Below are 22,653 nucleotides of genomic sequence, written 5' to 3' on the forward strand. Positions count from 1 at the left end.
CCGCGCTCGGAATCCGCCGGTCAGCCTTCTGTGATCTCGATGTGCTGCGGTTTGGTCGCTTCTGCCTTCGGGGCAGTCACGGTCAGCACGCCATCGGTAAGAGATGCCGTGATTCCGTCGGCTTTCACATCGGTCGGCAACACGGCCCGATACTCGAAGTGCCCGGTCCGCCGGGTGCTCCGGCGCAGCACCCCTTCACGTTCCCGTTCCTTGTACTCCCCGATGACGCGCAACTCCCGTTCACTGAACTCGACATTGATGTCCTCACGCGTGATCCCGGGCAGCTCAGCCTCCACTACGTAGGCGTCGTCCTTCTCGTACACATCGGCCGAGGGCGACCAGGTTCCGGCCGGTGAAGGCAGACCACCGGTCGATTCCAGCAACCGGTTCATCCGTTCGAACAACTCGTCGAATTCGACGGTCAGGGGATCACTCCAGGCCGCCGCGGGGAACGGCCTCTCCGGAGAACGGCCGGGCCTGTGGTGAACGGGCAAAGTCATGGTCTTCACCTCCGCGAAGGACAGCAATCAGTTCTATTTCCACTCTGCGCCGACCGGGTCGCCCTCGCGAATCGGGCGTCCGGAGCCGGAAAGTTCGCGTCCAGATCCGGGGACGCTCCTGCCACCCTGGCCTTGACGCCGGCTCCGCTTCGCCGCCGTGCCAGGGGCATGACCGGAGGGCCGGTAGCTCGGGCCGAGTGGCCCCATCGGCGCCCGATCGGCCCTGTGCCAGCGCGGGTGAGTGGGCTTGCATGGTTCTGTGGCGACGGGTCGACGTCACAACCTCAGCGCTCACGGCCCAGGTCGTTCCGGTCACGGCATCGCGTAGGTCACGGTACCCCGGTCGTGCGGTTGCGTCGTTTGGGCGGTAGGCCGGGCATCACGGGGAACGGTACCTCCCACGGGTGCGCGGGTTCTTCGGGCGGAGCATGGCCGGCCAGGGCGGCTATCAGGTCGGGGGCGGTCAGCAGACCCACGAGACTTCCGTTGTCGCCCAGCACTGGCAGGGCCTCCGCCCCGGTGGAGGACATTCGTCTGACCGCTCGGCGGACGCTCTCCCCGGCGTGAACGACCGCCGGCCGGCGCCCGAGCACCAGGTCGCCCACCCGTAGCGCGGTCAGTGATGTGGCCGGGGCTGCGCAGGCCACCGCGAGGTCTGCCCGGTCCAGCAGGCCGACGCACCGGCCGTCAGGCCGCATGACCGGGAGGTGGCGGCGGCCGGACCGCTCCAGCAGTTCCCAGGCCATGAGCACGGTTTCGCCGGCGGCGATCGTCACCGGGTCGGTGCGCATGACCTCCGCGACCGTGCGAAGCATGAATTCCCGCTGCTCCGGTCCCGGTTGCTGTCTCATAAGTGCCTCCTCGGTGCTCGGCGAGCGCCCGGCCGCATCGCCCGTCACGGCGTCGCGGCCGGGTCGTCAGGTTTCCTGGACCTTCCCGGTGCCGGGGAGTCCGTCGTCGCCTCGCCTGTTCCGCCTCAGTACGTCAAGGACCACGGTCCCGTCGACCGTCTCGCGGGCTGCGAGCACGTCGGCCAGGGCGTCCAGCGCGGAACGGTGCTCCCGCAGCAGGCCGACCGCTTGTCCTTCGGCCTGTCTGACCAGGCGGGCGGTCTCTTCGTCGATGAGGCGCTGGGTCTGCTCCGAGTAAGGCCGTCGCAGTGGCTCCTCGGCGGTTTCGGTTCCGAGCCGGTGTGCTCCTGTCCCGTAGCCCACGGGGCCGAGGGCCGGGGACAGGCCGAATTCACGGATCATGCGGGCGGCGATCTGGGTGGCGCCGGCGAGGTCGTCGGCGGCGCCGGTCGAGCCCTCGCCGAAGACGACCAGTTCCGCGGCGCGCCCGCCGAGCCGTACGGCGAGCAGGTCGGTCAGGTAGCCCTCGGTGTACAGGTGCCGCTCGGCCTCGGGTAGCTGTTCGGTGGCGCCCAGCGCCGGACCCGATGGCAGGATGGTCACTTTCGCGACAGGGTCTGCGTGCTCGCACAGCGCCGCTACCAGGGCATGCCCGGATTCGTGGACGGCGACCGCGTGCCGTTCCTCGGGAAGCAGGGCGTTGGAGGACTCCCGGCGTCCGAGCAGTACGCGGTCGCGGGCGTCGTCGAGGCCTTGGGCGTCGATGACGGTGCCTCCGGCCCGGACGGCGTTGATGGCGGCCTCGTTGAGCAGGTTGGCGAGGTCGGCCCCGGAGAAGCCGGGCGTGGCACGGGCGATGACGTTCCAGTCGACGTCGGGTGCCACGGTCTTTCCGTGGGCGTGTACCGCGAGGATCGCGGCCCTTTCTGTCTGGTTGGGCAGGGGCACGGTCACATGCCGGTCGAAACGGCCGGGTCGTAGAAGCGCGGGATCGAGGGACTCGGGCCTGTTGGTGGCGGCCAATACCACGATGCCGCTGCTCTGGTCGAATCCGTCCATCTCCGCGAGGAGCTGGTTCAGGGTCTGCTCGCGTTCGTCGTTGCCGCCCAGCCGTGCGGTGCCGCGGCGGCTGCCGACGGCGTCGATCTCGTCGATGAAGATGATCGAGGGCGCCCGTTTACGTGCTTCGCCGAACAGATCGCGGACCCGCGACGCCCCGACGCCCACGAACATCTCCACGAACGCGGACCCGGTCACTGACAGGAACGGCACCTCCGCCTCGCCGGCGACGGCGCGCCCGATGAGGGTCTTGCCGGTGCCGGGTGGGCCCACCATGAGCACGCCGCGCGGCCCGGTGGCCCCGGCCAGCGCGTACCGCTCGGGGTTGCGCAGGAAGTCGACGATCTCGCTGATCTCCTGCTTGACCCCTTCGTATCCGGCGACGTCGGTGAACCGGGTCGTCGGACGCTCGGCCTCGATGATCTTCGCTTTGGAGCGTCCCATGGCGCTGAGGCCTCCGCTCAAGGCCCGTCCGGCCCGGCGGCCGGTCCACAGGAACAGGCCGCCGATGAGCAGCAGCGGCACGAGCAGGAATGCCAGAGTCACCCACCCGCCCCCGCCGCTGGTGGTCCGGGAGCCGGTGACTTCCACTTTCTGCGTGCGCAGGAGCTGGTCGAGGTGGCTGGTGTCCAGCACGGTGGGGATCTGGGTCGTGAAGGTTCTGCCGTCTTTGAGGGTTCCGCTCACCGCGCCGTTGGCGTTGATGTCGACCGCCTTGACCTGGCCGGCTCCCACCTTCTGGGTGAAGGCGCTGTACGAGACGGTGGTGACCGGCGCCGACGGGATCGTCCGGACCAGGACCACGATCAGCACGATGAGCGCTACGACGGGCAGCAGCCAGCGCATGAGGGAAGGGCCGGGGGACGCCGACGGCGGCTTCAGCGGCTCACGGGGAGGCCCCGGCTTCGCCGAGCGGGTCCAGTGTCGACCCGGCAGGCGGACCGATGTGATCACTGCACCACTCTCCGACTGACCACGGTTTCCCGTCCCGGCCCTTTCCCGTGGGAACACTTGCCGCAAGCGTGCGGCCCTTCCTCCAGCATCGACGCTCACCGCACCATTCGCAGGGCGGGACGCGCCGCGAGCCGTTTCGCGGCAGCACAACTCGGTACTGCCGTCTCATCTGAAGCTTCCCCGTGGACCTGGACACCTGGAGACTGGGACGTGAGGTTCCAGAGGAAGTAGAGCCAGGTGAGCAACAAGCAGGGCAAGCGGTACTCGGAGGAGTTCAAGCGGGACGCCGTGGCGTTGGCCCGGTCCTCCGATAAGACGGTCACCGAGGTGGCCCGGGACCTGGGCGTGAGTCCGGAGGGCCTGCGGAGCTGGGTCAAGCAGGACAAGGCCGACCGCGGTGAGGGCGCCACGGGCGAGCTGACCAGCGCTGAACACGAGGAGTTGCGTCGCCTGCGCCGGCAGAACCTCGAACAGCAGAAGACCATCGAGGTCCTGAAAAAAGCGACGGCCTTCTTCGCGCGGGAGAGCGACCGGTGAGCGATGTCTACCGGTTCATTGCGGCGGAGAAGGCCACCTACCCGGTCACCTTGTTGTGCCGCATCCTCGGCGTGCCCCGCTCCTCCTTCTATGCCTGGGCCAACGGGCAGGAGGCCCGCCATGCGAGGAAGCAGGCCGACGAGGCGCTCGCGCTCGAGATCACGGTGGTCCACCTTGCCTCCAGGGGCGCCTACGGCGTCCCTCGCGTGCATGCTGAACTGCGGCGGCTGGGCCACGGCGTGAATCACAAGCGGGTCGAGCGGCTGATGCGCGAACGCGGCATCACCGGGATCACCCGCCGCCGGCGCCACTCGCTGACCCGCCCAGACAAGCGGGCGCGGCCCGCACCGGACCTGATCAGCCGCGACTTCACTGCGGCCCGTCCTGGAACGCGCCTGGTCGGCGACATCACCTATCTGCCCAGTCCGCGGTCGCTCAGGCACTTGCGGTCGTACGCCCCCACGGCACCGGACAGGCCCAGGTTTTCCGCCGCCCCTCCATGGAACCGGGCTGACACCTGACCATGGCACAGCACTGCGGGCGGTCTCGTCCGCACCGTTCGTCGCTGCCGACGGCTGAGGTTCAATCCCCGGACGCTGTGCGCTCGATGAGCAACTCGGTGCTGCTGCCCAACGTGGTGAGGCGCGCGTAGTCGTCCTCGTCCAGTCGGCAGTGGGCCTGTTCCGAGAGCTGTTCGACGAAACTGAGGAAGTCCAGCGAGTCCAGTTCAAGTGCCTGCCGGAAGTCGGTGTCCGGCCCGATAGGGCCGAAGTCGGCGTCGGGGACGATGCCGGTGAGGATGTCCTTGACGAGTACGGTCGCCTGCTCACTGTTCACAGTTCCTCCGGTTTCTGCGCCCAGCTGTCCAGTGCAGCCAGGAAGCGGGCCCCGGTGGAGCCGTCGCTGGCCCGGTGGTCGGCGGACAAGGTCGCGGTGACCACCGGTCTGACGCCGAGCAGTCCGTTCACCGCCCACGGGCGCTCCACGACCTTGCCCAGTCCGACGAGCGCGACCTGGGGCGGATAGATCACGCCGAACACCGCCTCGACGCCCTGGTCGCCCAGATTGGTTACCGTGATGGTCGCCGAAGCCGTCTCAGATGCCCGCAGGCGGCCTGTGCGGGCACGGGCGACCAGGTCCCGCAGCCGCGCCATGACCTCGGGCAGGGGAAGATCGGCGGCGTCGCGGATGGCTGGGGCCACCAACCCGCCGCCCCGCAGGGACACCGCCACACCGAGGTGGACGGCGGCTTCGCCGCCGAAGCCGTCGGGAGTCCAGAAGCCGTTGAGCTGTGGCACGTGCCGGGCGGCGAGGGCGGTGGCCTTGAGCAGCACCGCGGTGGTGACCAGCCGTTTCGGCACAGGGAGTTCGCGGTTGCGCTCCCGCAGCCATGCCACGGCTCTTCCGAGGTCCACGGTGGTGGACAGGTAGTAATGGGGGATTTCCCGTTTGGAGCGGGTCATCAAATCGGCGGTGGTCCGCCGCATGGCGGTCAGCCGGGCGGCGGCATCGTGGACGGTGGTCGCCGCGTCCCGCCCGGTCTCGGCCTTGTGCGGCCCGGCGCCCGCGGCTTCCGGCCGGGCTAGGAGTGCTTCCCGTTGGCCCGCGACGCTTTCGGGGGCGGTTCGTGCCCTCTTCGCGGCGGCAGCACGTACGTCCGCGACGCGTACTGCGCCGTCCCGGCCGGTGCCGGTGACAGCGGCCAGTTCGATGCCTGTCTCTGCCGCGGTGCGCCTGGCCAGCGGGGTGGCTCTGACCCGTCCGCGTCCTGCGGGCTCCTCCTTGACCGCTGTGCTGGGCGGCCGCTCGGCGGCCGCTTCCCTCGACACGTCGGCGCGAGTGACTCGTCCGCCCGGACCGGTGCCGTGGACGGCAGCCAGGTCCAGCCCTGCCTCTTCGGCCTGGTGGCGGACGAGCGGTGTTGCCGCGACGGTCCCGCCAGATTGTCCTGCCTCGGGTGATGCTGACGGCGGCGGCGGCGTCGTCGCCGCTGCGGGCGGGCTGGCCGGCTGCTTCCGGCTGACTGCCTCAGGGGCTTCGGGCGTGAGGCCGGCCGCTTCTTCACCGGCCGGGGAGATGACGGCCAGGGATGTGCCGACCGGGACGGTGGCGCCGGTCTCGACCAGCAACCGGTCGACCACTCCGCTTTCGAAACATTCCACTTCGATGGCTGATTTGGTGGTGTCGACGACGGCGACGATGTCGCCCTTGCGGACCCGGTCACCGGGACCGACCAGCCACTCGATCAGTGTGCCTTCGGTCATGTCGGCGCCCAGCGAGGGCATGGTGAACTCCGCCATCTCAACCGACCGTCCTGCGCGCCGCAGCGGCGATGCCGTCAGTTTGCGGTAGTGCTGCTTCTTCGAGTTGCGCCGCGTAAGGGGTGGGCACTTCCGCGCCGCAGACCCGTTCCACCGGTGCGTCAAGGTCGTAGAAGCCTTGTTCGGCGATTCTGGTCGCCACTTCCGCCGAGAGCCCGGCGGTCCGCCACCCCTCGTCGATCACGACCGCCCGGTGGGTGCGCCGGACCGATCCGAGGATCGTGGTGTCGTCCAGCGGCCGCAGCGTCCGCAGGTCGATCACTTCCGCGTCGATCCCCTCCTCGGCGAGCCGGTCCGCCGCCTGCAGTGTCTTCCCGAGCGACCCTCCGTGGGTGATGAGGCTTACGTCGTTGCCGGGCCGGCGGATCGCGGCGGTGTCGAGGTCCACTGGACCGCAGCCGGTGTCCAGTTGGCCCGAGAGGTTGTAAAGGGAGCCATGCTCGAAGATCAGTACCGGGTCGGGGTCGGCGAGCGCGGATGCGAGCATGTAGCGGGCGTCTTCCAGCGTCGCGGGGGCCAAAACGCGGATTCCCGGGATGTGTGCGTACCAGCCCTCCAGGCTGTGCGAATGCTGGGCGGCGAGTCTCCGGCCGGCGCCGGTCGTCATGCGGATCACCAGGGGTACAGCCACCTGGCCGCCGGACATGTGCAGCAAAGTCGCCGCGTTGTTCAAGATCTGGTCAAGGGCCAGGAGGCTGAAGTTGACGGTCATGATCTCCACAATGGGGCGCATCCCGGCGATGGCGGCGCCGATGCCCGCGCCGACGAAGGCGGACTCCGAAAGCGGGGTGTCGCGTACGCGGTCCGGTCCGAACTGGTCGATCAGGCCGAGGCTGACGCCGAAGGCACCGCCGTAGCGACCCACGTCCTCGCCCATCAGGAAGACCCGTTCGTCGCGCGCGAGGGCCTCACGCATCGCCTCCCTGAGCTCCTCGCGGTAGGTGGTGTTGCTCGTGGAGTCCGGACTCATGACACCTCCCCTGTGGGGGTGCTGACGAACTTCAGGAGATCGGAAACGGGCTCCAGTTCGCCCTGCTCGGCGGCGGCGAGTGCCTGGTCCAGTTGGAGGGCCACTTCTTCTTCGAGGCGTTCCTCGTCGGCGTCGGTGAAACCGTCCTCCGCCCGAACCCGGCCGAGGAGCAGGGCAATGGGATCGCGTTCCTTCCAGTGTTCGACCTCCGCCTTGTCCCGGTACAGATCGGGGTCGTACATCGAATGCGCCCGGAACCGGTAGGTGCGCATTTCCAGAAAGACCGGTCCCACTCCGTCGCGGACGGCCCGTACGGCCTTGTGCGCGGCCCGCTCGACAGCCAGCACGTCCATGCCGTCCACCACCCAGGCGGTCATTCCGTACGAGGCGGCGCGGGCGGCCAGATCGATGTTGGCGTGTTCCCGGGCGAGCGGGGTGCCCATGGCATAGAGGTTGTTCTCGCAGACGAAGAGCAGCGGCAGGTCCCACAGCGCGGCGAGGTTGGCCGTCTCGTGGAACTCGCCCTCGGCCATTGCTCCGTCCCCGAACAGGCAGCAGACCAGCCGGTCCGTTCCCCGCATCCGATCGGCAAGCGCCAGGCCCGTGGCCACCGGCAAGCCGCCGGCGACGATGGCGTGACCGCCGTAGAAGCGGTGCGAGGCGTCGAACAGGTGCATCGATCCGCCGCGGCCCCGGCTGCATCCGGTGACCCGTCCGAGCATCTCGGCGAACAGCGCCTCGGCAGGCAGACCCCGGGCCAGGGCGTGGCCGTGTTCCCGGTACGTGCTCACCACAGCGTCCTGGGGGGTAAGGGCTCTGTGTACGCCGACGGAGACGGCCTCCTCGCCGATGCACAGGTGGACGAATCCGCGGACCTTGCCGCCGCTGTAGAGCTCCACGCAGCGTTCCTCGAATCGGCGGATCAGCAGCATGTCCCGCAGCAGTCCGTGGCGGTGACCCGCGGCTTCGCTGGGCTCGGGGGCCGGTTCCCCAGCGTGTGCTCGGCTGGGGTCCTGCCGCTTGCCGGTCGCGGCCTTCTTGCTGCGCGAGGCGTGCCGGGCAGCCTTGCCGTCCTTGCCGCTCCGCGCTTTTGCGGACTGGGGTTTGGCGGCACGTGCAGTCATTTCGTCTCCTCCAGGGCAGAGACGTCCCCTTCGGGCAGTCCCAGTTCACGGGCACGCAGCAGGCGTCGCATCACCTTGCCGCTGCGGGTCTTGGGCAGATGCTGATCGAAGGAAACCGACCGGGGAGCCATCGCCGGGCCCAGTCGACGCCTAGCGAAGGCCGTGATGTCCCGGGCAAGCCCCGCGTCCGCCTCGAACCCTGGTTCGAGAGTGACGAACGCCTTCACAACCTCGCCGGCGACCGGGTCGGGGCAGCCGATGACCCCTGCCTCGGCAACCGCCCTATGCTCCATCAGCGCGCTCTCGACCTCGAAGGGGCCGATGAGATGCCCGGCCGACTTGATGACGTCGTCCGCGCGTGCCACGAACCAGTAATAGCCGTCGGTGTCGCGCCGGGCGATGTCTCCGGTCAAGTACCAGCCGTCGGCGAAGCAGGCCCGGTAGCGCGCCTCGGCGTTGAGATACCCGCGGAACATCGACGGCCAGCCGGGCCGCAGCGCGAGTTCGCCCTCGGCTCCCGGGCCGTCCAGCACGTGCACGCGTCCGCCGACGACTTGAGCCCGACCGTTCGGCCCGCGTTCCAGAACCGCAGCTTCCACGCCCGGTAGCGGTCGCCCCATGGATCCCGGTCGGATCTGCGTCCCGGGGACGTTCGCGATCATGATGCTGCCGGTCTCGGTCTGCCACCAGTTGTCGTGCACTGGCAGACTGAGAATCTCCTCACCCCAGCGGACCGCCTCGGGATTCAGCGGTTCTCCCACGCTCGCGATGAATCGCAGCGCCGAAAGGTCGAAGGAACGCGGCAGCTCCGGAGCAGTGCCACGCGGGGTGGCACGCATGAGCATCCTGATGGCCGTCGGCGCGGTATACCAGACGGTCACCCGGTGCTCGGCGAGGACGCTGTACCAGCGGCGGGCACTGTATTCGCCTGCGTCCACCACGGTCGTGACGCCGTGCGTCAGCGGCGCGATGACCCCATACGAGGTACCGGTCACCCATCCGGGGTCTGCCGTGCACCAGAAGACATCGTCGGCACGCAGGTCGAATACGGAGGCAGCGGTCGCGTAATGAGCCACCACGGCTTCGTGGACATGGACCGCGCCCTTGGGCGTACCGGTGGTGCCGCTGGTGAAGTGCAGCAGGGCCATGTCCTGTGGATCCGTCTGCGGAATCGTGAAGCTGTCCTCGGACCGGGCGAGCAGTTCGTCGAAGGCGAGCGTGCCGGAGGTCGGCTCGCTGTCCGATCCGACGATCAAGACATGCCGCAAGCCGGACAGTTCGTCTCGCCGTTCCGCGACCTTGCGCGTGTACAGTTCCCGGGTCGTGACCAGGACCCGGACGTCGCCGAGCCGCAGGCGTTCCTCCACCGGCTCCGGGCCGAACGCGGCGAACAGAGGGCAGAAGACGGACGTGTTCTTCAGCGTTCCCATGACCGTCACATACAGTTCGGGGCAGCGTCCGAGGAGCGTCGCGACGCATTCGCCCCTGCCCACGCCGAGCGACCGCAATGCGTTGGCGAAGCGGTTGCTGCGTCGGGCCAACCCCTCGTAGGTGACCGTGGTCACCGAGAGGTCGGCTGCCACACAGCGCAAAGCGGCCTTGTCCCCGCGACCCGCAGCCACGTGCCGGTCGACGGCCTCGTGGGCGATGTTGAGCCCACGGTCACCAGGCAGGCCGTCCAGATGATGGCGCGCCCATTGCCAGGAGAATTCGCTCCTGTCCGATGGGCCTCCGGCATCCTCACCTCTCGCCTGTACCTCACCGGTGGCACTGCTCGCCTGCCCGATCCCGGACTCCTTCCGGTGGTGCATTGTGACCTCCAGCAGGTGGGAAAATGGTGCCGATTCGGTGGCTACGGGTGTGTGCTTCGCCTATTCGATCCGGGGTCGGGCGCCGCTAGCGCCGCCATGACGACGGCCGCCCCGCAGGCGGCCGGAGCGGTGACTGTCCGGGAGCATCGCCATGACCGCCTCCCTACGAGGACCTGTAGGAGGCGGCCCCGACACGTGCCTCGGCCGTGACCGGCAGGCGCAACCCATTTCCCGCCCGACAGTGATCCGGACACGGTTCCATCCTCCCTCCAGTAACCTGTCGCCGCCCCCGCTGACTCATTCCTCAGAAAGACCAGTGAAAGGCGAACTCGCGCAGACGGCGCCGTACGGTTGCGGCCCGGCCGTGGTTGCGGTACGCCCAGAGCAGACGGCGCGACGGGGACCGGGCCCGGGCGGGTCAGCTCCTTCGTCCCTCGGAACACGCCCGGCTGAGGGGCAAGACGCGGGTTGCACTCAGCGGCGCGGCCGGGCGTCAGCTTTCCGGCGTGAGCAGGGCGAGGATGGCCATGTCGTCATGACCGTCGCCTGGATGGATGCCGACGAGGGCGGGCACGAATTCCTCAAGGGGCAGGGCTGCATGGGTGACGGCGAGTTTGGGCGAGGCCTTGCGATCGGGGGTGACAACCAGCGGCGGGGAGTGTCCCGCCGTGCTCCATCGCAGGTATCCATGCCTGGCTCAAGGGCTCGACGCGGGCGGGGCGCCCAGTGGTGACGGTCGGTGATCGCCTGCAGGGTCCTGTCGAGGCGGGCCAGCACCGCGCTGGACTGGAACCGGATGGTCGTAGATCCGAGGAGCGCACCAAAGTGCGGGCATCCACTGCCGAAGGGCTGATGGCCAGTCCCGCCGCCGTCGCACGGCCGGGCAGCATCGGACGGGCCTACCGGCCGCGGTTCACACCGACCAGGAAAGGCAGCAGGGCACCTGCACCCGTATCCTCGGACATGTACGCGGCACCGGGCCGTCGCATCCCGTCCAGGCGACTGAAGCACCGCTGAGGACGGATACGACGCCGTAGCGCAGCACACGCAAGGAGCACGCTGATGCGCGCACACGTCGGAGACTGGATCGTTGTGGAGGCCCGGCATCTGGACGGGCCCCGCCGCCGGGGTCAGATCGTACGGCTGGGGCATCCGGACGGCACACCCCCGTATGCGGTGCGCTGGATCGAGGACGACCGGGAGACGGTCTTCTTCCCCGGCCCCGAGGCCCACCTTGAAGCCGAGGCGGAGCACGCCGCGCACAGGCATGCCTTTCCGTAACGTCGTCGTCCGGGTGATGGCCAACGGTGATCGGCTTCGAAATGGGGGCACGTCCACCGACGTGTGCCACCACGCCAAGGCGTACGAGTGCGTCCAGACCGCCGAGGTCGCCCGTGTACGGCTGCCGGCCCCCATGCCCGACAGCCACACGGCGGTGGCCGACGGCGGATCCGTGCTGCCATTCGACGGCGGGCGCTACCAGCTCAACGGACCCCTCACGGTCACCGATGCCAACGTCATGCTGGGCACTGCCCGGCCGGACTGCTTCCCGCGGATGTTCGGGCCGGACGGCGCCCTGTGGTTGGACGGGCAGGCGGTTCGCCGGCAGTCCACCGAACCGGCTCAGTGGATCCGCCGCGACACCGGGGACGATCACACCCCCGAGCAGGGCGCCGAGGGCTATCCGCGGCTCGGGACAAACCGGCGTGCGCCGGGAACCGGTCGTGCGGACGCTGTCGCCGTGCGCACACGGAGGGCTGGACGGGGCGCGGAGCGGCCATGAGTACGGAAGCAGGGCCGGTAGACGGCAGGGAGTCCCGCGGTACCGACCCACCGCGGATTGTCACCCTGACGCTGAACCCGGCCGTGGACGTCTGCTGGGAGCTGGGACACCTGGCCGACGTCGGCAAGAACCGCGCCCGGGTGAGGGCACGCACCGCCGGCGGCGGAGGGATCAACGTCGCCCGCGGGGTGGTCCAACTCGGGGGGAGGGCCACGGCCGTCCACACCGCGGGTCGCGAGGTCGGTGGACTCCTCGATCGGCTGTTGGAGGAGGAAGGCATCGACCATGTGTCTGTGGAGATCAACGGAGAGACGCGCGAGGGACTGGTGCTCTACGAGACGGATAAGCGCCGCTGCTATCACCTGGTGCCGCGTGGGCCCTGGACGGAGGTGAACGAGGGCATGCGCTGTCTGAATGCCCTTCAGCACGCGGCCGGTGACGCCTCCTACGTGGTGGCCAGCGGCAGCCTGCCGCCCGGACTGCCTGCGAACTTCTACGCGACTGTCGCCCGCCGGATCTCGGAGAGCGGGGCCCGGCTGATCCTCGACACCTCCGGCCCTGCCCTCCGCGGCGCGCTGACGGAACGCGTCCACCTTCTGCGGTGCAACCAGAACGAGGCCGCGAGCCTGGCCGGCCGGCCCGTTCGCACCTTCCACGACGCCCGTCGGCTCAACGCGCGACTCCTCGACGCGGGCGCCGCGCGCGTCGTGATCACCGCCCTGGGACCGCTGGGCGCCCTGTGCTCAACCGGAACGGGTCACACCGAGGTGCACGCGCCGCCGCCCGGCGATCTGCTGAGCGACGCCGGAGCGGGCGACAGCATGGTCGCCGCGCTGGCCCTGCGGCTGGCCGCCGGAGACGACGTGGTCACCGCGTGCGCGTTGGGGGTGGCGGTGGCCGCGGCATCGGTGCTCACCGCCGGTACAGCCCCCTTCGACCCCGCCATGGCCGCGTCGATACTGTCCGAGGTGACGCTCCGGCCCGCGACCGGAAGACGACCTACAGCCCCGTGAGCCGAGGGGAAAACCGGTTTCCCGCTCCCGGCGTTTCTCAGCCGACGCGACATTGCACTTCACGAGCAGGAAGCTGTCCGGCGTCGCCGAGACCGAGACGGTGCCGGCGGTGACGAGACGGCGCACGAAGTCCGGTTCGTCGCTGGGCCGTTGACCGTACAGACCGGCCTTGCGGCCTGGGTCTGGTCCGCACTGTGCGTACGGGGCAGGCCGTCAAGCACGTCGCAACACCTCTGGTCTGCCACCTCGCACAGGGCCGCTGCAAGAGCCGGCCCGGGGCTCTCCGGTCGCCTCAGGGGCGCAGGCCGCTGCCGTAGGGTCCGTAGAGGTCGAGCAGGCGGGTGCGGGCGTCTTCGAGTCGGTGGCCGATGACCTCGGCGCAGGCGAGCACGAAGGCGTAGCCGAACGCCGGGTCCTCCTGGCACAGTTGCCGTACTGCGGTGGCGTCGAACTCGAAGGCGCGTACGTCGGTCAGCGCCTGGGCCGACATGTGCCAGTGGCGCGGCGGGAACAGCCAGGACCAGCCGAGTAGGGAGCCTTGGCCGAGCCTTTCGATGGTGGCGGCGGGATGGCCGGGTACGTGCATGTGCAGTGCGATGTCGCCGGCGCGGATGATCCAGAACCGGTCGGCCTTGCCGTTCTCCTCGAAGATGCGTCGGCCGGCGGGGAATTGCACCTCATACCCCAGGGTCATGAGCCGGTCGAGTTGTTCGTCGGGAAGGGCGGCCAGTCGCCCGGTCATCGTCATCAGTTTCGTCATGGTCGTCTCCGTTGTCTGATGCAGCGCCCGTCGCAGGCCGCTCGCTGCGGCTGCGCCTTCCGTTTCCTTATGGTCGGACGGGTACTGCCCGGCCGTCGTGGGCCGAACCGCCCCCGTACGGGGGCCGCCTGGTGCCCTTCCGCGGTCACAGCGCGCGCAGGCCGTGGTTGCGGAACTGTGCACGGACCCGGTCCACGAGAGCGGCGTCCGGGACCGGGGTGTCCCGCAGCGGGAAGGGGATGCCCAGGGCGTCGTATTTCGCGGCGCCGAGTTTGTGGAAGGGGAGTACGTCGATCTGTTCGACGTTGCCGAGGCCGGCGGTGAAGGAGGCCAGGCCGTCGACGGCGGCCTCGTCGTCGGTCCAGCCGGGCACGAGCACGTAGCGGATGCGGACCGGCACTCCGAGGCGGTCGAGGCGGGTGGCGAAGTTCAGGGTGGGGGCCAGGGAGCCGCCGGTGAGCGCGCGGTAGGTGGGCACTTCGAAGGACTTGATGTCGAGCAGGACAAGGCTGGTGTCGGCGAGGAGTTCGTCGGTGGCGCGGGCGCCGAGGAATCCGGAGGTGTCCAGGGCGGTGTGCAGGCCCAGTTCGCGGCAGCGGCGCAGGATCTGCCCGGCGAAGGCCGACTGGAGCAGCGGTTCACCTCCGGTGAGAGTGACGCCGCCGCCCGCGGCGGTGACGAATCCCTGGTACCTGCTGATCTCGGCCATGACCTCGTCGACGGTCGCCTGCCGCCCGTCACGCATGTGCCAGGTGTCGGGGTTGGCGCAGTACAGGCAGCGCAGCGGGCAGCCGCTGAGGAACAGGACGAACCGGGTTCCGGGCCCGTCGACGCCGGTGGACAGGTCCCAGGAGTGGATGCGGCCGGTGACGGAGGGGCTGGGCAGTACCCGGTCCGCCGTGCGGCCGGTGCCGGCCTTCATCGGGCGCCGTGGAAGGTGCGGCTGATCACGTCGAGCTGCTGCTCGCGGGTCAGGCGGATGAAGTTGACGGCGTAGCCGGAGACGCGGATGGTCAGCTCCGGGTATTTGTCCGGATGGGCCATGGCGTCTTCGAGGGTGGCGCGGTCCAGGACGTTGACGTTGAGGTGGAATCCGCCGGTGGCGGTGTAGGCGTCGAGGATGCCGAGCAGGTTCGCGGCACGCTCGTCAGGGTCGTGGCCGAGTCCTTCGGGGGTGATGGTCGAGGTGAGCGAGATGCCGTCGCGGGCTTGGGCGTAGGGGATCTTGGCGACCGACATGGCGGAGGCGATCATGCCGTGCCGGTCGCGGCCGTTCATCGGGTTCGCCCCAGGGGCGAACGGGGCTCCGGCGGGGCGGCCGTCGGGTGTCCCGCCGGTGTGCAGGCCGTAGACGACGTTGGAGGTGATGGTGAGCACCGACTGGGTGTGCTCGGCATCCCGGTAGGACGGGTGGGCGGCGATCTTCGCCATGAACGATTCGACCAGGTCGGTGGCCAGGGTGTCGGCGCGGTCGTCGTTGTTGCCGTAGGCGGGCCACTCTCCTCGCGTCTCGTAGCCCACAGCCAGGCCGGTGTCGTCCCTGCGGACCCGCACCCGCCCGTACTTGACCGCCGAGAGGCTGTCGGCGGCCACCGACAGGCCGGCGATGCCGCAGGCGAGGAAGCGGTGCACGGGGTGGTCGTGCAGGGCCATCTCCAGGCGCTCGTAGGCGTACTTGTCGTGCATGAAGTGGATGACGTTGAGCGCGTTGACGTAGGTGGCGGCGAGCCAGTCCAGTGTGCGGTCGTAGGCCGCGGACAGCTCGTCGTAGTCCAGGTAATCGCCCTTCAGCGGGTCGGCGGCGGGGGCGACCTGTTCGCCGGTGATCTCGTCGCGGCCGCCGTTGACGGCGTAGAGCAGGGCTTTGGCGAGGTTGACGCGGGCGCCGAAGAACTGCATCTGCCGCCCGACCGCCATGGCGGAGACGCAGCAGGCGATGGCGGTGTCGTCGCCGGTGCGGGGCCGCATCAGGTCGTCGGACTCGTACTGGATGGCGCTGGTGTCGATGGAGACCTGGGCGCAGAACTGCTTGAATCCGCCGGGGAGCCGGGGGGACCACAGCACGGTGAGGTTCGGCTCGGGTGCGGGGCCGAGGTTGTACAGGGTCTGCAGGAAGCGGAAGGAGGTGCGGGTGACCAGGGTGCGGCCGTCGGTGCCCAGCCCGCCGATGGACTCGGTCACCCAGGTGGGGTCGCCGGAGAACAGCGCGTCGTACTCGGGGGTCCGCAGGAATCGCACGATCCGCAGCTTGATGACGAAGTCGTCGATCAGCTCCTGCGCGCGTGTCTCGTCGACGACCCCCGTGTCGAGGTCGCGCTGGAGGTAGACGTCCAGGAAGGTCGACGTGCGGCCGAGCGACATCGCGGCGCCGTTCTGCTCCTTCACCGCGGCGAGGTAGCCGAGGTAGAGCCACTGCACCGCCTCGTGCGCGGTGGCGGCCGGGCGGGTGACGTCGCAGCCGTAGGAGGCGGCCATCCTGGCCAGTTCACCGAGTGCGCGGATCTGCTCGGCCAGTTCCTCGCGGTCGCGGATCACCTCGGCGGTCGAAGGTTCCAGGTCCAGCCGGGCGCGTTCGGCGCGCTTGGCCTCGACCAGGCGTGCGGTGCCGTAGAGGGCGACGCGGCGGTAGTCGCCGATGATCCGGCCGAAAGCCGTGCCCTGGTACAGCACCGGCAGGTCCCAGGCATGCACGGCCCGCAGCAGCGCGCTCCGCAGCGCGGCTTCCTCGAATGCGACGTCCAGCGCCCCCTGGTCCGGATGCCGCGCGTCGACACCCACCACCACTTCGTGCCGGCACCCTCCTGACGTGGCCGGCGGCGGCACGAGTACCACCGGGCACGGTGCCCGGCCGGCCACCGCGAGTGCCACGGAGCCGAGCCGCAGCCCTTCGAACCCGCCTGCCCCCCGGGTTCCGACCACCACCAGCTCGGCGCCCCGCACAGCACCCGGCAGCACTTCGGAGGGCCTCCCGGTGATCTCCCGGGCGGCCGCATCGAGGTCCGGGTATGCCAGGGTGATGTCACCGAGGACCTCGGCCGGACCGGACGCCGGCCTTCCCCAGCCGCCGGATCCGGCTCCGGAAGGCACCCGCGACAGCTCGGGCGGCACCACCGTGACCAGCCTCAGCGCCAGCCCCCGCGCCTCGGCTTCCTCCGCAGCCCAGCGCGCCGCCTCCCGGCCGCCGTTCGAACCGTCCACTCCCACTACCGCGTACCGCTGCATCTCGCCTGCCTCTGGACGCTGGCCCCGCGGCGCCGTCACCACGGGCTCTCCTCGCCTACGCTCCCGGCTCCGCCGCCTGCCGGCCACGGGCCGACCGGCCCGCATCGAGGTCCGGCAGGCCCTCTCGAGTAAGCGGCGCCACCCGAACTGATGCGCCCGCCCCAGGCGCTTCCCGCGATACGGGACGGCGGATGTGCCGGTACCGTGACGGCAAGTCGCACGGGGAGTCTTTGCGTCCCCCGGGAAGCCACTCGTCCGGCTTCCGCCGCCATCCCGGGTTCTACTACGGTGACCAGGGCCACGACCGTTGGGGCGCACTGGCCTTTCCCGAGTGGAGGACTTGGTGGGCGAAGGGGCGGGCGGACTGCCGCGGCTGCAGCTCGACGAGCTGCTGGAGGAGTTGCAGGTCCGTATCGACGCGGTGCGCGGTACCCGGGACCGGGTGCACGACCTGCTGGAAGCGGTCCTGTCCGTGGGCGGGGATCTGGACCTGGCCCAGGTGCTACGGCGGATCGTGGAGTCCGCGGTGGTGCTGGTCGACGCGGAGTACGGCGCTCTCGGCGTCGTCGAGGGCGCAGGGCTTTCGCAGTTCCTCACCAGCGGGATATCTGCCGAACAGGCGCAGGCGATCGGTCCGCTGCCCTCCGGCCACGGCATCCTCGGCGAGCTGATCCGCCATCCGGAGCCGCTGCGGCTGACGGAGATCTCCGATCATCCCGCCTCATACGGATTCCCGCCCAACCACCCGCCGATGCACTCCTTCCTCGGGGTGCCGATCCGGGTGCGCGAGGAGGTGTTCGGGAACATCTACCTCACCGAGAAACGCGGCGACGCCCAGTTCGACGGCGAGGACGAGACGGTCCTGCGGACCCTCGCGGTGGCCGCTGGTGTGGCCATCGAGAACGCCCGCCTCTACAAGGCCGCCCGCGACCGGCAGCGGTGGCTGGAGGCCAACGCGGCGATCGTGGGCGAGCTGCTGTCGGGGGCTGACGAGCAGGCGGTCCTGCGGGGCATCATCGAACTCGCCAGCCGTATCCTGCACGCCGACCTCGGCGTGATCGCCCTACCTGTGGGAGAGAGCACGGACCTGCAGGTGGTCATCGCTGTCGGAGTGGACGCCGAGGACCACCGTGGCCTGGTGCTGCCGCTGGAGGGTTCTTTCATGGGGGCCGCGCTGGCGGCTGGGGGCTCCATCTCCACCAGCGAGATCCGCAAGGATTCCCGCGTCACAGTGGGACCGCCACGCTGGAACGGGCTCGGTCCGGTAGTGGCCGTCCCCATGCTGGCGGAGGACCGGGCGCGCGGAGTGCTGCTGCTGGGCCGCGCCGAGCAGTCGCTGCCGTTCACCGAGGACGAGACCGCCCCGCTGGCAGCCTTTGCCGGGCAGGCCGCCCTGGCGATGGAGCTGGCCGAGCGCCGCCGGGCCGCCGAGCAGGTGGCGCTGCTGGAGGACCGCGACCGTATCGCCCGCGATCTGCACGACCTGGCGATCCAGCGGCTCTTCGCCACCGGGATGACACTGCAGAGTTCGCTGCGGTTCATCGAGCACCCCGAGGCGAACGAACGCGTCATGCGGGCGGTGGACGACCTCGACGAGACGATCAAGATCATCCGTTCGGCCATCTTCGGCCTGCGAGCCAAGGAGGCGGACCGCAAACGCCTGAGCCTTCGCGCACGAGCCGTCACCGCCGCAGAGTCGGCGGCCCGCACCCTCGGCTTCACCCCGTCCCTGCGGATGGAGGGCCTGATCGACACCGATGTGCCGCAGACCGTGGCGGAGGACGTGGTCGCGGTACTGGAGGAGGCGCTGTCCAACGTCGCCCGCCACGCGCGGGCCTCGGCCGCCGAGGTCTCGCTGACCGTCTCCTCGGGCCTGCTGACCCTGAGCGTCACGGATAACGGCACCGGGCTTCCCGCACAGGGCCGCCGCAGCGGCCTGCGCAACCTCGCGGACCGAGCCGAACACCGGGGTGGCGACATGACGGCGACCGCCCGGGAGGAGGGCGGCACCCGCCTGGTGTGGCGGGTGCCGCTCCCGCCCGCGCCGGTTCCGTAGCCGCAGGGCGTCAGCGCTGTGGCCCGCTGTCCAGAACGTCGGGTACGGGGCGGCGGGGGCTCGCGGGGCCTTCGGGGCCGTAGCCGAGGCGGATGAGCATCTGGACGTGTCCCGTGCCGCTGCGGGGGTCGCGCAGCGCCCAGCGGATGTCGGGCCATTCCAGGGCCTGGTGGAGCAGCGAGGCCCGCACCTGATGCGTGGTGCAGGTCAGCAGGACGTTCTCCAGCGCCTGACCCGCGCGCAGCCAGTCCGCACGGCGGTCGTGCCGGGTGGACAGTACCGCGATCACCGGGAGCGCTTCGAAAGCCAACGCCGGCCGCGCGTACGTGGGACGCAGCGCAGCGAAGTCGCGCACCGGCAGGTGCCCGGACGCGTCCCGCGGGCCCAGCACCGCCCCCGACATGCCGTCCTGCGCCCCGTTCCGCACCCAACTGCGGTTCTCCGCCCGGCGGGCGGCATCGGTCGCCGTGAACCACTCGCCCTCCGCCGTCAGTCGGAGGATCCGCCGGGTCTCGTTCGCGTCCGGGACGACCAGGTCGGCTCCTTCAACCGCCGCCGCTTCGGAGAGCTCGGCCAGCACCCGCGCCGGGATCGCCCGGCCGGAGAAGGGGACGCGGCTGCTGTGCCGGCGCCACACCGCGTCGTAGAGGTCCTGCCCGTGCCGCCAGTCACCGGGCAACGGACCTGCCAGGCGTACCGACGCCAGCAGGTCCGGCTCGGGTGGGCGGGGCAGCAGCCGCACGACCGGTTCCCAGCCGCACTGCGCCACCGCGACTCGCAGGTTGAACACCGCCGCACCGACCGACACGTGCAGGGCTCGGCCCACCGGGTCGGTGTGTCGCAGTGCCCGCTCGGTGGCGGCACGCACCTCGATGGTGGTGGTGTCGGGGTCGAGCCGGTAGCGCCAGGGCTGTGTGTTGTGCAGGGACGGGGCCGCCACGGCGGCCGCAATCAGCTTCTCCAGAATCGCCGCGTTCAACGTGCTGGTGGTGTGCATGTCGCTCTCCTTGGGCCGTCCTACTCCAAGGCTTGCGGCGACCGGAGCGCGGGGGCAGGGGTACAAGGCCCTCACGGGATAGGCCGACAGTCCCTGCGCTCAGCGCCGGCCGGTGCCGTCAGGCAGCGGTGCGGCGCTGTTCGAGGCGATGACGGCGGCCTGGACCCTGCGTTCCACGCCGAGCTTGGCCAGCAGCCGTGAGACGTTGTTCTTCACGGTCTTCTCCGACAGGTACAGCTGCTTGCCGATCTGCCGGTTGGTCAGGCCCTCCCCGATCAGGGCCAGGATCTCGCGCTCCCGCGGCGAGAGGGCCGCCAGCGCCTCCGGTTCGGACCCCGCGCCGGAATGGTCGTCGCGCAGGCTGTTCATCAGGCGTGCGGTGGTGGCCGGGTCGAGCAGCGACTGGCCCGAGGCGACCGTCCGAACCGCCGAGACCAGGTCGGAGCCCTTGATCTGCTTCAGCACGTAACCGGCGGCGCCGGCCATGATCGCGTCGAGCAGGGCGTCGTCGTCGTCGAACGAGGTCAGCATCAGGCACGCCAGCGAGGGCATGGCCGAGCGCAGTTCCCGGCAGACCGAGATGCCGTCGCCGTCGGGAAGGCGGATGTCCAGCACAGCGACGTCCGGGCGCAAGGCGGGGCCGCGGGCCAGGGCGTGGCCGGCGGACTCGGCCTCGCCCACCACCTCGATGTCGGGTTCTGCGTCCAGCAGGTCGTGCACCCCGCGGCGCACGACCTCGTGGTCGTCGACCAGGAAGACCCGGATCGGGGACGTTGCCGAGAACCGCGGCACTTCACTCATGAGCGAACCTTCACCTGACGTGCGCCGGCCGGATGCCGCGCTTGACCTCCGATCATCGCGCGGACATCCGCTCGCCAACAGGGCCGAACGGACCTGTGTACAGGGTCCGCTGGGTCTCACGGACGTCAGCGGAGGCGGGTGGCTCAGAGCTTGCGCAGCCATTCGCCGCCGACGCCGTGCGGGGACGAGGAGACCGCACGCAGCGTGGAGTCGTCGAGTTGGCTGCTGAGGCGGTTGTCAACGGCGACGACTCCGTCGATCCGGGCGGTGGCGCTGCCTGCGATGGACACCTCGCTCCGGCGTTCCAGTTCGCCCTCCAGCGTCACGACGCCGTCCTGGACCTTCACGTCCACCGCCGGCGGGGTCAGCCACAGGGTGTTGACGATCACCTCCTGGACGACCTCTTCGCGGATGTCGGTGTCGGGGCGGAGGAACACCTGGAGCAGGTCGCGCCTGGTGACGATGCCGACCAGTCGCTCTTCTTCGTCGAGGACCGGGAGGCGCTCGACCTTGTGCTCGGCCATGGTGCGGGCGGAGAAGGCGATCGAGTCGTGCGCGTGGACGGTCACTGGCGGGGTGGACATCAACTGGCCGGCCGTCAGGGCTTCCGCCTTCGCCACCATGCGCCGGGACGCCGGGCCTCGGAGCAACCGGACCCGCGGAGGTGTTCCGGCGTCCCGGGCCTGACGGGCCATCAGGTCCGACTCCGAGATGACGCCGATCACCTTCTCGTCGTCGTCGACGACGGGCAGCCCGCTGATCCCGTGCTGCGAGAGGAGGGAGGCGACCTGCTTGAACGAGGTCGCCTCTTCGACCCGGACGACGTCGCTCGTCATGACGTTTCCGACCTTGCGGTGCTTCATGGTGTGCCTCCTATGGATGGGCCGAGTGCTCGGCGCGGACGGTGAGGGCAGAGCGGTGGAGCAGGGCTCCGCCCGGGCGGCGGGTCGGCTGATCGGCGCTGTGCCCCTGGCCTGCCGGTTCCACCGTCCAGCGGTTCACGCCGTCACGGCAGTGCTGTCCGGTGCCCCGTCGCCGGGCCGATCGGCCCTGCTTCCCGAGCTCCGCGACTGATCCCGTGACGGTCGCATGGAGCTGGCCGGCCGACGGGGAGAGCGGCTTCGCAGTCGGCCTGCCGCGTTCGTCCAGCCAGACCGGTCAGGGCCGCGCCCACAGTGGCGGCCGCGCCCAGTGCCAGGAGTACCCAACCCTCCACCGCGTACGAACGGCGCCGCAGCCGATTGCGCCGAAACCGCCACAGCACCGTGCTGTGCTTCATGGTCGGTCCCTCCCTCTCGGCTCCGAGGCGGACAGCCGCCCGCCGCTTTCACCAACCCGGGTGCGACCCGCCCCCGTGGCAGAGCCGAACGGCCCTGCCACGGGGGCGGATGCGGGCACGCTGCTGCTCTCGCGCCGACGTCGGGTCGGCGGCCTGCTGCTCGGGATGGAGAGCGACGCCGACGCGGACGTTGCCCTGTTCGCCTTCGAGGAGGCGGAACTGCGTGGCGCGCGACTGGACGTCCTGCACGCCTGGACCTACCGGCAGGCCCCGCTGGACATCCGTGGCGACCGCCCCGGGCCCGTGCACGTTTCGATCGAGCAGCAGGCGAGAACCAGGGCCGCCCTGGCCGGAGGACTCCTCTTGCCGCTGCGTCAGACCAGCCCGCACCTGGCGCCGAACAGCCGGGTGATAAGGGCCACACCGTGCGATGCGCTGATCGCGGCGACCGCGGAAGCGGACATGGTGGTGATCGGTACCCACCGGCAAAGGGGCAGGACCGGCGCAGAACTGGGCACGGTCACGCTTGCGTTGCTGCACCATGCGCACTGCCCCGTGGCGATCGTCCCGGCTCTCGGCTCACAGAACCGGCTGCGCGGTGAGGAGCAACGAAAC

Annotated in this window: 20 protein-coding genes and 1 pseudogene; 7 read left to right on the forward strand and 14 right to left on the reverse strand. The window is 70.2% G+C overall.

Features of this window, described 5'->3' with window-relative positions; translation table 11 throughout:
- Positions 1-20: 20 nt before the first annotated feature.
- The 3 genes from JT723_RS21500 to ftsH all read right to left on the reverse strand — a co-directional run bounded on the left by JT723_RS21500 (position 21) and on the right by ftsH (position 3,256).
- The gene (locus tag JT723_RS21500; protein WP_205046464.1) at positions 21-500 is read right to left on the reverse strand and encodes an Hsp20/alpha crystallin family protein; all 480 of its coding nucleotides are present in this window, start codon (positions 498-500) and stop codon (positions 21-23) included.
- Positions 501-829: 329 nt separating this feature from the next.
- Positions 830-1,351 (reverse strand): CBS domain-containing protein, encoded by a 522-nt coding sequence (locus tag JT723_RS21505; RefSeq protein ID WP_205046369.1) that lies wholly within the window; start codon positions 1,349-1,351, stop codon positions 830-832.
- Positions 1,352-1,417: 66 nt separating this feature from the next.
- On the reverse strand, positions 1,418-3,256 hold the full coding sequence (gene ftsH, locus JT723_RS21510; RefSeq protein WP_240165979.1) for an ATP-dependent zinc metalloprotease FtsH: 1,839 nt from the start codon (positions 3,254-3,256) through the stop codon (positions 1,418-1,420).
- Between the two features lie 345 nt (positions 3,257-3,601).
- On the opposite strand from ftsH, the gene JT723_RS21515 reads away from it, so the two are divergent.
- Both JT723_RS21515 and JT723_RS36485 read left to right on the forward strand, forming a co-directional pair.
- Positions 3,602-3,901: a transposase gene (locus tag JT723_RS21515; protein WP_205046371.1), complete on the forward strand. Its 300-nt coding sequence runs from the start codon at positions 3,602-3,604 to the stop codon at positions 3,899-3,901.
- Entirely contained in the window at positions 3,898-4,422 is a 525-nt protein-coding gene (locus tag JT723_RS36485) for an IS3 family transposase (RefSeq protein WP_205046372.1), read from the forward strand. The genes JT723_RS21515 and JT723_RS36485 overlap by 4 nt, the downstream gene beginning before the upstream one ends.
- Before the next feature lie 61 nt (positions 4,423-4,483).
- Here the strand turns inward: JT723_RS36485 and JT723_RS35870 are convergent, their stop codons facing one another.
- The 5 genes from JT723_RS35870 to acsA all read right to left on the reverse strand — a co-directional run bounded on the left by JT723_RS35870 (position 4,484) and on the right by acsA (position 10,127).
- On the reverse strand, positions 4,484-4,738 hold the full coding sequence (locus tag JT723_RS35870) for an acyl carrier protein (protein ID WP_205046373.1): 255 nt from the start codon (positions 4,736-4,738) through the stop codon (positions 4,484-4,486).
- On the reverse strand, positions 4,735-6,201 hold the full coding sequence (locus JT723_RS21530) for a dihydrolipoamide acetyltransferase family protein (RefSeq protein WP_205046374.1): 1,467 nt from the start codon (positions 6,199-6,201) through the stop codon (positions 4,735-4,737). The genes JT723_RS35870 and JT723_RS21530 overlap by 4 nt, the downstream gene beginning before the upstream one ends.
- A gap of 1 nt (position 6,202) precedes the next feature.
- The gene (locus tag JT723_RS21535) at positions 6,203-7,192 is read right to left on the reverse strand and encodes an alpha-ketoacid dehydrogenase subunit beta (protein WP_205046375.1); all 990 of its coding nucleotides are present in this window, start codon (positions 7,190-7,192) and stop codon (positions 6,203-6,205) included.
- Complete coding sequence (gene pdhA / locus JT723_RS21540) at positions 7,189-8,124, reverse strand: pyruvate dehydrogenase (acetyl-transferring) E1 component subunit alpha (RefSeq protein ID WP_205046376.1); 936 nt, start codon at positions 8,122-8,124, stop codon at positions 7,189-7,191. The genes JT723_RS21535 and pdhA overlap by 4 nt, the downstream gene beginning before the upstream one ends.
- A 188-nt stretch (positions 8,125-8,312) precedes the next feature.
- A complete protein-coding gene (gene acsA / locus JT723_RS21545) occupies positions 8,313-10,127 on the reverse strand; it encodes an acetate--CoA ligase (RefSeq protein ID WP_205046377.1) in 1,815 nt (604 codons plus the stop codon).
- 1,062 nt (positions 10,128-11,189) lie between these two features.
- Between acsA and JT723_RS21550 the strand changes: the two genes are divergently transcribed.
- From JT723_RS21550 to JT723_RS21560, 3 genes are read left to right on the forward strand one after another with little or no spacing between them, the layout of a single operon-like run.
- Entirely contained in the window at positions 11,190-11,408 is a 219-nt protein-coding gene (locus JT723_RS21550; RefSeq protein ID WP_205046378.1) for a DUF1918 domain-containing protein, read from the forward strand.
- Between the two features lie 16 nt (positions 11,409-11,424).
- Positions 11,425-11,910, forward strand: coding sequence for a hydantoinase/oxoprolinase family protein (locus JT723_RS21555; RefSeq protein ID WP_240165997.1), 486 nt, complete (start codon positions 11,425-11,427; stop codon positions 11,908-11,910).
- Positions 11,907-12,923, forward strand: a complete 1,017-nt coding sequence (locus JT723_RS21560) for a 1-phosphofructokinase family hexose kinase (protein WP_206247523.1) — start codon at positions 11,907-11,909, stop codon at positions 12,921-12,923. The genes JT723_RS21555 and JT723_RS21560 overlap by 4 nt, the downstream gene beginning before the upstream one ends.
- A gap of 292 nt (positions 12,924-13,215) precedes the next feature.
- Here the strand turns inward: JT723_RS21560 and JT723_RS21565 are convergent, their stop codons facing one another.
- The 3 genes from JT723_RS21565 to JT723_RS21575 form a co-directional block, all read right to left on the reverse strand.
- Entirely contained in the window at positions 13,216-13,683 is a 468-nt protein-coding gene (locus JT723_RS21565; RefSeq protein WP_240165980.1) for a Crp/Fnr family transcriptional regulator, read from the reverse strand.
- A gap of 145 nt (positions 13,684-13,828) precedes the next feature.
- Positions 13,829-14,605 carry a pyruvate formate-lyase-activating protein gene (pflA, locus tag JT723_RS21570; RefSeq protein ID WP_205046380.1) on the reverse strand — a complete coding sequence of 259 codons (777 nt, stop codon included), beginning with the start codon at positions 14,603-14,605 and terminating at the stop codon, positions 13,829-13,831.
- Positions 14,602-16,881, reverse strand: a complete 2,280-nt coding sequence (locus tag JT723_RS21575) for a pyruvate formate lyase family protein (RefSeq protein WP_205046381.1) — start codon at positions 16,879-16,881, stop codon at positions 14,602-14,604. The genes pflA and JT723_RS21575 overlap by 4 nt, the downstream gene beginning before the upstream one ends.
- Positions 16,882-17,236: 355 nt before the next feature.
- Between JT723_RS21575 and JT723_RS21580 the strand changes: the two genes are divergently transcribed.
- On the forward strand, positions 17,237-18,961 hold the full coding sequence (locus tag JT723_RS21580; RefSeq protein ID WP_251512571.1) for a sensor histidine kinase: 1,725 nt from the start codon (positions 17,237-17,239) through the stop codon (positions 18,959-18,961).
- 10 nt (positions 18,962-18,971) lie between these two features.
- On the opposite strand, the gene JT723_RS21585 is transcribed toward JT723_RS21580, so the two are convergent.
- From JT723_RS21585 to JT723_RS21595, 3 genes are all read right to left on the reverse strand, one after another.
- Positions 18,972-19,958 carry an Acg family FMN-binding oxidoreductase gene (locus tag JT723_RS21585; RefSeq protein WP_205046382.1) on the reverse strand — a complete coding sequence of 329 codons (987 nt, stop codon included), beginning with the start codon at positions 19,956-19,958 and terminating at the stop codon, positions 18,972-18,974.
- A gap of 99 nt (positions 19,959-20,057) precedes the next feature.
- Entirely contained in the window at positions 20,058-20,759 is a 702-nt protein-coding gene (locus tag JT723_RS21590) for a response regulator (protein ID WP_205046383.1), read from the reverse strand.
- 143 nt (positions 20,760-20,902) lie between these two features.
- On the reverse strand, positions 20,903-21,622 hold the full coding sequence (locus JT723_RS21595; protein ID WP_205046384.1) for a CBS domain-containing protein: 720 nt from the start codon (positions 21,620-21,622) through the stop codon (positions 20,903-20,905).
- Between the two features lie 581 nt (positions 21,623-22,203).
- Between JT723_RS21595 and JT723_RS35335 the strand changes: the two are divergent.
- Positions 22,204-22,596 (forward strand): annotated as a pseudogene (locus tag JT723_RS35335) (universal stress protein); the annotation flags it as partial.
- Positions 22,597-22,653: the final 57 nt, after the last annotated feature.

It is taken from the genome of Actinacidiphila bryophytorum (assembly GCF_016916835.1).
GTDB classification, from domain to species: Bacteria; Actinomycetota; Actinomycetes; order Streptomycetales; family Streptomycetaceae; genus Actinacidiphila; species Actinacidiphila bryophytorum.

Bases quoted from the DNA above. Each gene is read 5' to 3' on its own strand.
- JT723_RS21505 (WP_205046369.1), bottom strand. From the start codon at position 1,351: ATGAGACAGCAACCGGGACCGGAGCAGCGGGAATTCATGCTTCGCACG.
- JT723_RS21555 (WP_240165997.1), top strand. From the start codon at position 11,425: ATGGCCAACGGTGATCGGCTTCGAAATGGGGGCACGTCCACCGACGTG.
- JT723_RS21535 (WP_205046375.1), bottom strand. From the start codon at position 7,192: ATGAGTCCGGACTCCACGAGCAACACCACCTACCGCGAGGAGCTCAGG.
- ftsH (WP_240165979.1), bottom strand. From the start codon at position 3,256: ATGCGCTGGCTGCTGCCCGTCGTAGCGCTCATCGTGCTGATCGTGGTC.
- pdhA (WP_205046376.1), bottom strand. From the start codon at position 8,124: ATGCTGCTGATCCGCCGATTCGAGGAACGCTGCGTGGAGCTCTACAGC.
- JT723_RS21530 (WP_205046374.1), bottom strand. From the start codon at position 6,201: ATGGCGGAGTTCACCATGCCCTCGCTGGGCGCCGACATGACCGAAGGC.
- pflA (WP_205046380.1), bottom strand. From the start codon at position 14,605: ATGAAGGCCGGCACCGGCCGCACGGCGGACCGGGTACTGCCCAGCCCC.
- JT723_RS21565 (WP_240165980.1), bottom strand. From the start codon at position 13,683: ATGACGAAACTGATGACGATGACCGGGCGACTGGCCGCCCTTCCCGAC.
- acsA (WP_205046377.1), bottom strand. From the start codon at position 10,127: ATGCACCACCGGAAGGAGTCCGGGATCGGGCAGGCGAGCAGTGCCACC.
- JT723_RS21560 (WP_206247523.1), top strand. From the start codon at position 11,907: ATGAGTACGGAAGCAGGGCCGGTAGACGGCAGGGAGTCCCGCGGTACC.
- JT723_RS21500 (WP_205046464.1), bottom strand. From the start codon at position 500: ATGACTTTGCCCGTTCACCACAGGCCCGGCCGTTCTCCGGAGAGGCCG.
- JT723_RS21590 (WP_205046383.1), bottom strand. From the start codon at position 20,759: ATGAGTGAAGTGCCGCGGTTCTCGGCAACGTCCCCGATCCGGGTCTTC.
- JT723_RS21595 (WP_205046384.1), bottom strand. From the start codon at position 21,622: ATGAAGCACCGCAAGGTCGGAAACGTCATGACGAGCGACGTCGTCCGG.
- JT723_RS21550 (WP_205046378.1), top strand. From the start codon at position 11,190: ATGCGCGCACACGTCGGAGACTGGATCGTTGTGGAGGCCCGGCATCTG.
- JT723_RS21585 (WP_205046382.1), bottom strand. From the start codon at position 19,958: ATGCACACCACCAGCACGTTGAACGCGGCGATTCTGGAGAAGCTGATT.